Origin of the sequence: Janthinobacterium longum, from assembly GCF_051380735.1 — a bacterium.
GTDB lineage: Bacteria > Pseudomonadota > Gammaproteobacteria > Burkholderiales > Burkholderiaceae_D > Janthinobacterium.
In genome coordinates this window covers 191231-203489 of record NZ_JBNYXQ010000009.1, presented here as the reverse complement: position 1 = coordinate 203489, position 12259 = coordinate 191231, and the positions used below count along the sequence as shown (strand labels likewise).

Below are 12259 nucleotides of genomic sequence, written 5' to 3'. Positions count from 1 at the left end.
CCTGTTACAGGCACCATCATTGCTGATGGGTCGCTCACTCAAAAAACTGACAGGCCACTACTTTCGTAGCGCCTATTTCATTATTTCTTGTGAACATTTGATATTTTAAGTTTTACATCGATCCGAAGATCAACGCTGCACTTCATCAAATGCCCACACTTATCGACTGTTAATTGTTAAAGAACTGTATTCGGTGCTACTTTTGCGCTATCGACAAAGCGTTGTGTTTGTCAGCCGCGAAGAAGGAAGAGTATGAAGCGTTTCGGCTATTTCGTCAACCTTCTTTTCTACTCTCGCTTCACTGTGCAACACGCTGTTTTGTGTGCGTCGTTTTGCTAGGAGGCGAACTATAGCAAAGGCGCGGCGGGTCCGCAAGAGTGATTTTTGAAAAGACGAGAAAGGTATGCGAGAGGTGCCGGCCATCTTCGGGTCCAGCTTATGCCTGGCGGCGAAGCCGGCTTGCCTGTTTCAGGACACCCTCAAAAATCGTATCGCTAACGTGCGCTGGAAAGTCGCCTGGCAACAGGGACTGCACTTGGGCAATTGCCGTTGGCGCGAGAGCGGTGAACCGTTCAATCAATGGTTCAACATCGCTGCCAACCGCATTGGCCTTGGCTGCGGTATTCCAGTGACGGCGCGCGATCTCGTTCATTTTATAGTGGGCGTTGCCGGCCCGGACAGCCATGGCCATGGTTACTTTTTGCCATTGGAACATATTCGGTCCGTCCCCGATCACCGGCCACGCAGATAGAACGTCATACAGGGGTGTCAGATGGTAGGCACCATGCCGCTCAAGGAAGATGCTGAAATTTTTCGCGTGTCCGTCTGGCGCCGCCAACATCCAGAACAACAATTGGCTGGCCAGAAAGTGTTCGCGGTCACTTTGCGCCTGCGTGCTGCCACGCAGTTTCTCAAGGATGGCGGCCATACCTGGACCACCCTGGTTTTCATATTTCAAGCCAGGAGGAACTCCGAGCACCTGGCAAAAATCCTCCTGCGGCAGGCGCGCCCACCATGTGTCAAGCAAGACACGGTCAAACCGCTGCACGGCAAGTACCTTGTGCCGACCAAGGTGTTCGATCTGGCACGCCGCCGCCTGCAAGCCAAATGCCACCGCCAGTTGCGAACAGAGCCATTCGTTTTCCACCGAAGTTGAAAAGTCGGCGCGCGACCTGCCTACCTGACCCAATGGCAGCTTCAGGATATGCGTGGTGGGGGTGGCGCCATGCGGAAGATACCATTGCCCTCCCTGCTTCATCAGCGCGGTTTTCTCCTGCGCACCTGCCAGCGAAATGCGTAACGCGTCTTCATCATGGCGACTGCCTGGCCCTGGCGTTGCGATGACGTCATCGAGCAAGCTTTCGATCTCGCATCGGACAGCGGCGTGGCGTCAATGCGGCGCACATCGGGCGGCGCCGATCCGCCTGGCATCAGTTGCACGGCGCCCACGCAGTCCTTGCCTATCTTTTCGATCAGATCAAATGCCCGGATGGAACTGGCGCCAAACCTCAGCGCGACGCGTTTACGAATGTCGAGACTATCCGGTAACAGGTTGTCAAAATAATTTTCGACGCGCGCATCGGTAAACGGCGCGGTGCCCTGCGTCATTGGCAGCGACAGCGATAACGAGCGCGCATAGGGGCTGGCGAACCAAGTGTCCGCATAACTGAAGCGATGGCCCTGGCCTTGCAGTGTCCAGGCGCCGACCAATTCGCCGTTCATCCACACGTCCAGTACGCGCGAGGTCGTTGGCCTGCCAGCCATCACCATTCCGCCTTGTTCTCGGCGTTGCCTTGGGTCCTGGCAGTCGGTTCGACAACGGCAAAGTGAACGCCCAGCGCCATCAAGACCGTGAGCAGGTTGTCCATCGTGACTTTTTCGGGCTGCCTTTCGATCACCGATATACGTTCCTGAGATAGCCCGATACGCCGGCCCAAGTCGGTCTGTGACATATTTTTTGCTTTGCGCAAACGCTTGAGCAGGGGCCCCAGTTCACCCGTAGTACGGATTGGCGTGTTCATAAAAACCTCGTATTATTATCCATAGATAATAAAGCAAGTTTATTCTATATAAAGAATAAATTCAAATTATTCTACAAAGCGGATAATTTACGCCTTTACCATACTCTGGCCTGGATAAAGATTTACGGCAGCACGAACGATTTCACCAGGGTCAGCTCGCCTGCGGCCCGCATCGGCACCTGGAAGCTTTGCATCTTTTCACGCGGCGTTCCCTCATTGGTAATGATAGACAAACGAGCCACCGTCAGCACGGCGGTATTCTCGCCGCTGCCGTAGTAATTGACATACACGTGGTAGTTGCCCTTCACAGGTGCCGAACTGGAAAAGATCTCCGGGCCATAGCCGGTGGTCACGTCCACATCCAGCGCGCCGCCATCTTTCAATACGCGATTGCCGTACCAGGCGTGGCCACCGTCGGGCGTCACCACATGCAGATCGAGGTCGGTGCCGGCGCTGTCCCAGGACAGCACCACGCGCAAACGCGCCCGGGTTTTGCCCTGATAGCTGTCGACAAACTGGGTGCGCGCACGGCTCTTGCCGTCCGGCGAGCGCACTTCCACGCTGTTCGAACCGCTACCGAAGCCATAGGGGCGGCCATAGCTGCCGTCCTCGCCCACTTCCATCGGCATCGCCACGCCGTTGACTACCAGGGTGGCGGGCTTGCCCTTGACGGCGCCGGCGATCCTCCCGCGTATCTGCGCCGTCTCGGCCTGGCCCGGCTGCAGGTTGACCGACGCGGCGGGGTAATTGACCGCTTGTGTGTATTCCTCCTGCGCGCCAGCCGAATTGCGCCAGCCGCTCTTGGGGGCGTCGATGGTGACCTGGGCCTGCGCCCACAATGGCAGCAACAGCAAAGAAATCGGCAGTGTTTTCATCATCTCAGTACTTGAAAGTCTTGACCAGCGTCAGCTCGCCAATACCGCGCAAGGGCACGACAAACTCCTCGCGCCGCTCGCGCGCCGTGTTTTCGTTGAATACCAGTGTAATGCGGCTGGTAATGACGGGCCGCTGGCGAGTTTTCTCGTCGAAGTGATATCCATCACCACTGAAATTGCCCCAGTAATTGATCCACACCTGGTACAGGCCACGCATCGGCGAGGTCATCATGAAGTTCTCCGGCCCCGGCCCGTCGACGGTGTCGACGTCAAGTCCGCCGCCGTTGGTCAGCGTCGGATGCGACCAGAATGCATGCTGTCCATCGGGCGTGATCACATGCAGGTCGACCTCGGCCTGGCTGTCGTCCCATGCGGCGATAATCCGTATCATGGGCTGCGGCCGGCTGCGGTCCGCTTCGTAAAACTGCACCCGCTTGACCGACTTGCCGTCAGGCGAACGGATCTCGATGCTGTTCGAACCTGAGCCGAAGGAATAGGCGCGCGCATAGACGCCATCATCGTCCGTGTACAGCGGCGTCGGGTTGCCGTTGACCACCAGCTTGTGGACGCCACGCTCCTTGCCAGCTTTGGCCAGCTCGCCACGGATCATGCGCCGGCCACTTTGCGCGCCGCGATCGACCAGCGAGTAAGGATAGTTGACCGCCAGCTCCTGCGAATTATCAGTCAGCCCTGCGCGATTCCAGCCACCGACGGGCGTGCTCATGCTCTTGTCGTCGGCTTGCGCCCCCTGAGAGAGCAAGGCAGCGCCGCTCAATAGCAGGGCGAAGAAATTCATATTGCCTCCAGGTTCAGGTCGACCAGCCGGCGCGCCAGTTGCTCGACATAGTTTTCATCCTGGCCGCGCGGATGATTGCGCAGGCCCAGATGCAGGTATTCATGGGCCAGGGTAATGCGGTCTTCGCGCGTGGCCAGCGGCCGCATGTAGATACGGTTGCGCGATTGCTCGGAATATGGCGCGCCGCTTTGCAGGGCGCACACCAGCGGCGCTTGCGATGGCGCCTCGTAGCCGGCCTCGCGCAGCAGCACGCGCTGCCAGCGCGGCATGGAGCGTGCCAGCCAGTCCTCGTTTTGCACCAGGCGCTGGCAGCGCGCGCCGGTATTGCCAAAGGTACTCAGCGACCCGCCCGGATAGGCGGCCGCCAGCACTTCATCGTAGTACTTGCCCTGTCTTGCCTGCTGCACTGCCTGCGTCCACGCCATCGTGCCCTCGGACGAAGTGTTGCTGTGATAACGCACGGTCACGCCGTCGACGATCAGCTGGTCGGTCCAGCGCGCAATCGCCAGCGCCGCCGGTGTTGCCGGGCTGGGACTGACACGCTGGGCCGCGCTGCTGTCGGCGATCTGCTGGCAGCCCGCCACGGTCACCGCGTTCTGCTGCAGATAAGTGCGCGCGGCAATCGCCAGCGCCTTGGCCGCTTCCGGCTCGCCGGCATTCGCTTCGCGATCGAGCACGCGCGCCACGTATTCATTGACGCCGAAGCGGCCGCGCAATTGCGGGCGGCCACCCTTGTCCTGTACCAGCATCAGCTCGCCGTTGCTGCGCAAGGCCAGGTTCTGGCCATTTTCAAAGCGCACATGGTAGCGGCCATTGAGCGGGCCGGGTGCGGCAATGCCGCGCTCGCCACGCACGGCGCGGATCGGATAACGCTGGAAATAATCGACCACCACGCAACCGCCATCGTCGGCCGCGCCCACCGGCGGCAAGCTGGCGGCCAGTTTTGGCGCCCACTGCGCGAACACCTTGCTGCTGCCGCCCGCGCCGCCAAACCAGATCGGCGTGCCGTCGGCCAGCCAGCCGGCCGCGCCGCCGATACGTTCGCCGGCCCGGCTTTCCTCGTGCCAGGAATACGTCTTGACGCGCAGCTGGCTGCCGAACCAGCGGGCCGTACCTGCGCCGCGCCCGTCGAGCACCACCCGCAGCAGCGCCGCTTCGGCGTCCTGGCGGCTGGAGGCCGGGATGCTGCCCAGTGCACGCAGCAGGCTGTCGAGTTTTACCATGCGCTCCGGCACCAGCCGGGCGGGATCAGACAGCCAGGCAAAGTCGCCCGCAGGCGCGCTACCCAAGCGGCCGGTCCAGTATTTGCGCCACGGTGCTGCCGTGATCATCAAGCGTTTGGGCGAGAAGAACAGGCCACAGGACTGCGCCAGCGCCGCGTCGTGGCCGACGCTCTGGCCCGCATCGCAGCAATACACTTCTTCAGGATCGCGGCCACCGCAGCGGTAATCGGGCATCGCCACCTTGTTATCATTTGCGTAGACATACACGAACAGCTTCCACAAGCTGGCCAAAGGCACTTGCCGCGCACCGTCGAACGATGCTGGCGGCGGCCCGCCCTGGCGCAGCTGGCGCACTTCGGTCTTGCCGTCGCGCCACCAGGCCACGTCCAGGGAGGCCGCCCACGCAGGCGCGGCCAGCAGCGTGGCAAGCGTCAAGGCTGGACGTGCAAAGCCCATCACTCGACCTTCAGCGCGCGCGTGCTCTTGCCGCCGCCCTCGAAGGCCTTCTGCTCCGGCTGGTACATGCGGTAGAAGCGCGCCGGCGGCAGCACATAACTACCCTTCTGCGCAAAACGGATCAGATGGCGCACCGTCACGTCGCCTTCCAAAGGTTCGACCGGCACCGCATAGCCGTCGCGGCGCTCGGTGTGGCGTGCGCGTTCCAGCGCGACCGGCTTGTCGCCGGCCATGACCATGCCCCAGGTGGTCGCTTCAACCATCGCGCCCGGCGGCAGCGCCACTTCCAGCAAACCAAAGCGGTGCTTCGTGCCAGCCGCTGGTTTCAGGGTAATTTCATCGAGGTACAGCGCATCGGTGCTGATGGTTTCGCCCGGCTTGACCAGCTCCGTCGTGTAGCCGCCCTTGCCCGCTATCATGCGCAGGATGCGCCGTTCCACCGTCACCGGCAATGTCTGCGCTTCGGCCGCATGGCTGTCGTACTGCACCACGGCCACCGTACCTGCCGGCGCACCAGCAGTACCGATACGCAGGCGATCAGGCACGGCTTTGGTGTCCGTCCAGCGCCACACCGGCTGGCCGCTGCGGCTGTCGCGTTTCTGCCATGCGCCTTCCAGCGCCACGGCCGGTGCCTTGCCGAATGCCTGGCCGCCAAGTTTCTTCTGCACCCACAGCAAAGTCATCGCACGGTCCAGGGTCGGCATCTCGGCGCGCACGCTGGCAAGCACGGCCTCGGCCTGGGTAGCCGGTACCTCGCCGGACAGCATCAGCAAGGCTTGCGCCACCGGCGCTTTCGATTCGCGCAAGACCTGCACCGCGCTGGCCACTTGCAGCTGCAGCCCATGCGGCAAGGCGATGCCGTTCTGGCTGGCGACCAGCGCCACCAGGCCAAGGCTCATGGCCTGCGACTCGCGATCAAGAGCGCCACCGAGCAGCAGGCTTGCGCTGTCACCAGGCTGGCGCGGCTTGCCGCCCAGCGTGGCCATCGCGCTGTCGTCGATCAGGCCCGACGCCAGCGTCTGCGTCGGCAAGCCCATCTCGTGCGCCATCCACAACACCAGCGCGCGGTCGCCCACTGGGTCTTTCAAGCCGCTTTCGCTGTAGATGGCCAGCAGCTTGTTCCAGTGCTCCGGCGGCAGCTCGATGCGCAGCGCGCGCGAGGCATACCAGTCGGCGTAATAGGCATACGCCGTCATCAAAGCATTGCCGGCGGTGGCGTTGCCCCACCAGCCGAAGACGGCTTTCGGGCCGGCCATCGACACCAGCCGCAAACGCTGCGCGGTCAAAGTGGCCTGCAAGCGTTCATACGGCGCGCCCGCATCAGGGCCCAGGCTTTGCGTGGCCACCGCCAGCGGAATCAGGCGGCTGGCGGTCTGCTCGACGCAGCCATAGGGATAGTCGATCAGATCGTCGGCAATGCGTGCGAACTGGCTGGAAGCCCCCTGCGCAAACGAGACACGGATATTGCGCGCGTCCGCCGGCAGCTTGAGCGCCAGCTCACCGGTGGCGCCATCCAGAGGCAGCACCAGCGAGCGCGGGCTGCTCCAGGCGGCGGGCAGGGTTTGCATGGCGGTGTCGAGCGCGTCGACCAGCTTGCCGTTCTGCTTCAGCTCCAGGCGCAGTGGGCCGCTGGCGCCGGCAGCGAGCGGAAATTCGACATAGTTCACACCCGGTTTGGCCGACAGTTTTTCCGTTTTCGCTGGCATGCCACCTGCGCCACCGGACAGCGTAACGTCCAGCGCCTGCTCCTTGCCGGTCTGGTTGAATACGGCCACCGACGCACGCGGCGCGTCGCCGGCGCGCATCCAGTCCGGCGCCGTCCACTTGGCATAGAAATTTTTATCCGACCGTACATAGCCGGTGCGCTGGCCCACGCGCCCCTGGTCGTCCATCGCGCGGCCGGTAATGCGCCAGCGGGTCAGCGCATCGGGCATGGTAAAGGTGACGCGCGCATTGCCATTGGCGTCGGTCTTCAGCGACGGCGCCCACAAAGCGGTATCGATATTGTCGCGGCGCGGACGTTCCAGCACCTTGACGCCACGCTCGTTGTAATTGTGGCGAGCCGGCGCGCCGGCGGTGCGCCCCTGCGCCATGTCGTAGCTGATAAACGACAGGCTGGCCGTGGTGCGCACATTGTTGCGGCGCGGATGGTAGAAAAAGTCGCCGATCTCGGGCGCGATTTCCGGCTGCAGCACATAGATCATTTCATCGACCACGCCCAGCGCCACCATGGTGCTCAGAGGCTTGCCGTCCAGTGTCGCCTTGACATCAAGCGTGACTTTTTCGCCTGGCTGGTAGACTTCTTTGTCCGCCTTGAACTGCAGCGCGATGCGTGGCTCGATCACCTGCAAGCCGGCGTTCTCGAACACGAAGTCGCCATTGCGCGTGTAGGCCACCGAGAAGGTCATGTTCGGGCCGTGCTCCTCCTTGACGGGAATGCGTACACGCCACTGGCGCGGCGCCACGCGCTGCGCCTTGTACCAGTCGGCGCTGCCTGCCATCAGGCCATATTGCTCCACCTTGTCGCGCTCCAGTGTGAACAGCGCCTGGTCGACCTTGTCGGAAAACGTGATCAGGGCTTCGGCGGTGTCACCGGGGCGATAGCGGGCGCGGTCCAGCACGATCTCGATGCTGCCCGGCGTGGCCTGCACGCCGTCACCCGAGACCCAGTGGCTGGCGGCCGCCAGCAGGTTGCCGCGCTCGTCGCGCAGTGACAGCTGATAGGAACCCGATGCGGGGAATGCCACGTCCCAGCCCTTGGCGTTCGGATCGAAAGCGCCCTCGGTCTTGCTCTGTTTTTCCAGCTGCACCAGTTGCCAGCGCACCGGTTTGGCAGCGCCCTGGCCGTCCGCCAGCAAATCAAAATGCACGGTTTGTCCCGGATCGGAAAACTGCCGCGTGGCTTTCAATTGATAAGTGGTAATCGAGCGTTCGATCATCAGCTCGCGTGTCGCCTTGACGCGGTAAGCCGCGCCATCGGTCGCCATCACGGTCAGGATATAGCGCGACGGATCGGTGGCAGCCGGCAAGGTGAAGTCCAGATTGCCGCTGCCGTCGCTCGTCACTTCCTCGGTCTTCAGGGCCACCGGGAACAGGCCGCTGTAGCGCAATTCGCCCTCGACCATGGTGTTTTGCTGGCTGCGCAGCGACAAGGTCATCTTCGCATTTTTCACCGGCTTGCCGTCCGGGTAGCGCAGCGCGATGCTGCCCTTGACCGCCTCGCCCGTCTTGAATTCGGGTTTCGACGGTTGCACATTGATTTCAAAATGCGGCTTGATATATTCGGCCACGCGGAAGGCCGCGCCATACACGCCATCCTTGTAGTTGAAGCGCAGCTCATAGCCGCCGGCTGTCGCTTCGGCAGGCAGGCGGAAGCGCGTTTCGGCCCCCGTTTCGCCAGACAGCTGCAGCGTTTGCGTCAGCAGCGGCGTGCCGTTCGGATTAAGCACGCTCAAGCTGATGGGCGCGGCGGCGGCCGCCTGCGAGTTGCGCGCCGAGGTAAATTCACGGCCCAGGAACTTCACGTTGACCTCATCACCGGGGCGGTACAAGGGCCGGTCGGTTACCGCATAGATCTTGGTGTTGTAGATCTCGCTGTCATAGTAAAAATTCTCGGACACAAATACGCCGCCGGCGCGGTCCTGGCCCATCACATACGTGTGTTCGGGGCTGCCGCGCTCGAGCGAGGCCACCCCATCCGCGCCGGTGGTGGCCGACTGCAGCACACCGGTGCCGTCGGTCCACGCCACGCTGGTGCCGGCCACGGCGGCGCTGTTGTCGCGCCGCGCGGTCCAGACCAGCATCTGGCCGGACGACACCTTGGTCACCGCCATCGTGTCGGACACGAATACCAGAGTGGTGGCGCGGTGCTCGCCGATAATCGCTTCGATCAGGTACAAGCCCGGTTTGCGTTTGCCCAGCGGTATCATCACATTGCCGGCGCCGGCGACGATGAATTCGCTGCTGGAGCCGTCCAGTTTCACGCCTTTTGGCGGCTCGATGGCCTTGGCCTGCCAGAGCGGATAGCGGAAGCTGTCAACCAGTTCCATGCCCTTGATCGGCTTGTACTGCGGATGGTTGGCAAACACGGTGCGCCGGCGGATCGCGTCATTGGTCGCCAGTTGCGGCTGTTCCTTCGTGACGGCCAGGCGCGCGTCGCCGGAAAACAGCTTGCGCCAGGCCAGGCGCGACTGCTTCCACCAGCTGTCCCACAAAAAGCTCAGGGTATTGGCCAGGCCTTCGCCCTGGTAATTGCCTTCGACCTGGATGCGGTGCAGATTGCGCTGCTTTTTCAAGAACTCCATCGGCTCGGGCACGCGGTAGATCACGATATCGGCGCCCGAATACGCTTCCAGGTTCATGCGCCCCATGTCGCGCCCCGGCACTTCCAGGCGCACGCGCGCCTCGTCGACGCTGCCGTAGGTGGCGTCCGACAGCAGGAAGAAGGGCTCGCCCTTGAAGGTGGTGTAGTTGCTCGGTTCGCGTTCCTGCGCCGAGGCGCCGCCTGCCACCAGTAGCAGCAGCGCCAGCATGCTGGCCAGTAATCGCTTCATGACAAAAACGCCAGCCGGAATACCCCGGCGAAATTCGGATTGTTGGGCACAGGTTGCCACCGGGTGTCCTTCCAGGTCGTGAGTTGTTTGATATCGACGGTCCGCAAACCATTGTCGTCGGGTGTAACGGTGCCGGTGTGATAGGCGATGCGCGCCCCCATCCAGACCATCAGGTGCTGTTCGTCGCCCTGGTCGAAAAACAGCAGGTCGCCGGGCAGCGCCTGGCTGATTTCGCGGGCGACAAAGCGGCTGTTGTGCTGCACCAGCGCCAGCGCCGTGACAAAGTGGCCGACGGTGCCGCCGGTTTGCACCCAGCGGTTGCGCAGGGCAGCCTGGGCCGCGTCCAGATCCAGTTCGGGCGGCAGGCGCCGGTCGCTGGCGATGCCGTTCGCGTGCAGCCATTTCGCATCATGCACGGTGAGCGCTTCATTGACGGCAAAGCGCACCAGGCCGGCGCAATCACGATGCGTCCAGCGCGGCGACGGCCCACGTTCGATCTGGGCATTCACGATGCGCAGCATCCAGGCCTGGAAGGCGCGGCTTTGCGCCTGTGACAGCTGTACTTGTGGCTCGGCGACCGCGCGCAGTGCCCATGCTGCGGGTGCAGCCACCACGGCAGCGCAGAGCGCCAGCGAGCGCAAGGCGGCACGGCGCGCAAGGACCACGCTCATCGCGCCGCCTCCTGCCATTCCAGCGTTTCCCACGAAGTGCCACTGGCTGGCTGCCGCTTGAGCACCATACGCAGCGGCGGATATTTTTTCAGCGCGTCCAGGCGCGGCACCAGGTGTTCGTTGGCAGCCGCGCGCAAGACCGGCTCGTTATTGGCCGGCAGGGTGTCGAAAGCTTCCAGCTGGATCAATCTGGCCAGCGAAGCCGGTGCGATCAGGCCGACCGTGCGGGCGCCATCGGGCAGCAGGTCGCTGGCCGCCGGCGCCTGCTTGCGGCGCACCGCCAGCACCTGGTCAACCAGCTTGCCGTCGGCCGAGAAAACGACGGTATTGCCGGCCACCGCCAGTGCGGCAGTGGTCGGCCCCAGCGCTGTGGCAATCGTGCGCTCCCAGCGGATGGCGCCATCCTTGCCGGCGGTCTTGCGCACCGGGTCCTTGCCGCCGATGGCCGCGTCGAACAAGCTTCCATACAGTGCGTCGTCGCTCGCCTGGGGCTTGCGGGTGGCCACGAACACGGGCGTATGCAGGCGCGAATTGCCATACCAGCAGGCGGCAGCGGGACCTTGCAGGTGCTCGGCCAGCGGCGCCACCGGCTCCGAAGTCTTGCTGCCCAGGCGCTTGAGCACGGGGGCCAAGGCGCTCCAGTCCACCGGCACGCTGAAGCAGGCGCTGGGACTATGCGGCAGCACCGGCCACAAGGCAGCGCTGTCGTAGGCATTGTTTTTCAGTTTGTCAGCATTGAGCAGCACTTTCGACTGCCAGGCGCCCTTTTGAAAATCGAAACGCAAGGCCTCCAGGGCGCCAAAAAAGGGCTGGTAGCCGAACGACAGGAAGTCCGCCTTGACGGCGATGCTGTGGCCCTCGGGCGCGGCATTATCGAGGTGAAATTGCGGATGAAACACGTTCTGCTTGTCGGCATCCTTGCCCAGCAGGCTGACGACGGTTTTTTCGGCCGTGCCATCGCCTTTTTTGCCCTCGTCGCCGCCATACAGCATGCCGGGATGCGACAGGATCACCAGGCGCTGGCCGTGGGCGGCGAACAGCAGGGTACGCTGCCAGGCGTAATTTAGCGCGTAGACCGGCACAGTGTCGCCATCGACGCGCAAGCTGCCGGCCACGCTCATCTGCGTATCCTTCAGGGCCACCTTGCCTGCTTCTTCCAGGATACGCGTGAGCTGGTTGCGCGAGACGGCAATCGCAAAGTGCTTGAGCGAGCCATCGGCGTCGCGCCACAAGGCCACTTCGGCCGGCTGGTCCAGCACCATGCGAAGCAACTGGTCGCCCCAGCCTAATTGATGTTCATAGGCGATGCGGCGCAGGCTGCCCTTCAGGCCCAGCCGGTCTTCGCTTTGTTCGTAATAGAACAGGAATTCCTCGCGCAGCACGTCGCGCGCCAGCGGAACCGTCAGCAGGTCGCGCGGCAGGGTCGACAAGCTTTTGGTGCGCACCAGCGCATCAGGCCGCGACAAGTCGAGCTTGAGGCTGTTGACCGGCCCCATCGCGCCCCAGCCAAACGCGCGATAGCCGACCAGCGCCGCAGCCACCACCGCCACCGCGGCAAGTGATCCGAACAGGACTTTTTTACTGAAACTTTTTTTCGCCAGCACCGTATATCCCCTCTACCTTGCCGCAGCATTGCCAAGTTGGTAATTATTGATTAATGGTAA

Annotated in this window: 9 protein-coding genes; all 9 read right to left on the bottom strand. The window is 62.9% G+C overall.

Annotation, left to right across the window (positions count from 1 at the left end):
• Positions 1–436: 436 nt before the first annotated feature.
• The 9 genes from ACQ4WM_RS20685 to ACQ4WM_RS20645 all read right to left on the bottom strand — a co-directional run bounded on the left by ACQ4WM_RS20685 (position 437) and on the right by ACQ4WM_RS20645 (position 12199).
• The gene (locus ACQ4WM_RS20685; protein WP_436548534.1) at positions 437–1357 is read right to left on the bottom strand and encodes a HipA domain-containing protein; all 921 of its coding nucleotides are present in this window, start codon (positions 1355–1357) and stop codon (positions 437–439) included.
• Positions 1258–1764: a HipA N-terminal domain-containing protein gene (locus tag ACQ4WM_RS20680; RefSeq protein WP_436548533.1), complete on the bottom strand. Its 507-nt coding sequence runs from the start codon at positions 1762–1764 to the stop codon at positions 1258–1260. Before ACQ4WM_RS20680 ends, ACQ4WM_RS20685 begins: the two co-directional genes overlap by 100 nt.
• On the bottom strand, positions 1764–2021 hold the full coding sequence (locus ACQ4WM_RS20675; protein ID WP_436548532.1) for a helix-turn-helix domain-containing protein: 258 nt from the start codon (positions 2019–2021) through the stop codon (positions 1764–1766). Before ACQ4WM_RS20675 ends, ACQ4WM_RS20680 begins: the two co-directional genes overlap by 1 nt.
• 122 nt (positions 2022–2143) lie before the next feature.
• Positions 2144–2899, bottom strand: coding sequence for a YfaP family protein (locus ACQ4WM_RS20670; RefSeq protein WP_436548531.1), 756 nt, complete (start codon positions 2897–2899; stop codon positions 2144–2146).
• Between the two features lies 1 nt (position 2900).
• Positions 2901–3692, bottom strand: a complete 792-nt coding sequence (locus tag ACQ4WM_RS20665; RefSeq protein WP_436548530.1) for a YfaP family protein — start codon at positions 3690–3692, stop codon at positions 2901–2903.
• Positions 3689–5371 carry a DUF2300 domain-containing protein gene (locus ACQ4WM_RS20660; RefSeq protein ID WP_436548529.1) on the bottom strand — a complete coding sequence of 561 codons (1683 nt, stop codon included), beginning with the start codon at positions 5369–5371 and terminating at the stop codon, positions 3689–3691. The genes ACQ4WM_RS20665 and ACQ4WM_RS20660 overlap by 4 nt, the downstream gene beginning before the upstream one ends.
• Positions 5371–9924, bottom strand: coding sequence for an alpha-2-macroglobulin family protein (locus tag ACQ4WM_RS20655; protein ID WP_436548528.1), 4554 nt, complete (start codon positions 9922–9924; stop codon positions 5371–5373). Before ACQ4WM_RS20655 ends, ACQ4WM_RS20660 begins: the two co-directional genes overlap by 1 nt.
• Positions 9921–10595 carry a DUF1175 family protein gene (locus ACQ4WM_RS20650; RefSeq protein ID WP_436548527.1) on the bottom strand — a complete coding sequence of 225 codons (675 nt, stop codon included), beginning with the start codon at positions 10593–10595 and terminating at the stop codon, positions 9921–9923. Before ACQ4WM_RS20650 ends, ACQ4WM_RS20655 begins: the two co-directional genes overlap by 4 nt.
• Positions 10592–12199, bottom strand: a complete 1608-nt coding sequence (locus ACQ4WM_RS20645) for a DUF2138 family protein (RefSeq protein ID WP_436548526.1) — start codon at positions 12197–12199, stop codon at positions 10592–10594. Before ACQ4WM_RS20645 ends, ACQ4WM_RS20650 begins: the two co-directional genes overlap by 4 nt.
• Positions 12200–12259: the final 60 nt, after the last annotated feature.

Excerpts from the sequence above, each read along its gene's own strand:
- ACQ4WM_RS20665 (WP_436548530.1), bottom strand. The coding sequence starts at position 3,692 with ATGAATTTCTTCGCCCTGCTATTGAGCGGCGCTGCCTTGCTCTCTCAG.
- ACQ4WM_RS20650 (WP_436548527.1), bottom strand. The coding sequence starts at position 10,595 with ATGAGCGTGGTCCTTGCGCGCCGTGCCGCCTTGCGCTCGCTGGCGCTC.
- ACQ4WM_RS20675 (WP_436548532.1), bottom strand. The coding sequence starts at position 2,021 with ATGAACACGCCAATCCGTACTACGGGTGAACTGGGGCCCCTGCTCAAG.
- ACQ4WM_RS20670 (WP_436548531.1), bottom strand. The coding sequence starts at position 2,899 with ATGATGAAAACACTGCCGATTTCTTTGCTGTTGCTGCCATTGTGGGCG.
- ACQ4WM_RS20655 (WP_436548528.1), bottom strand. The coding sequence starts at position 9,924 with ATGAAGCGATTACTGGCCAGCATGCTGGCGCTGCTGCTACTGGTGGCA.
- ACQ4WM_RS20680 (WP_436548533.1), bottom strand. The coding sequence starts at position 1,764 with ATGGCTGGCAGGCCAACGACCTCGCGCGTACTGGACGTGTGGATGAAC.
- ACQ4WM_RS20660 (WP_436548529.1), bottom strand. The coding sequence starts at position 5,371 with ATGGGCTTTGCACGTCCAGCCTTGACGCTTGCCACGCTGCTGGCCGCG.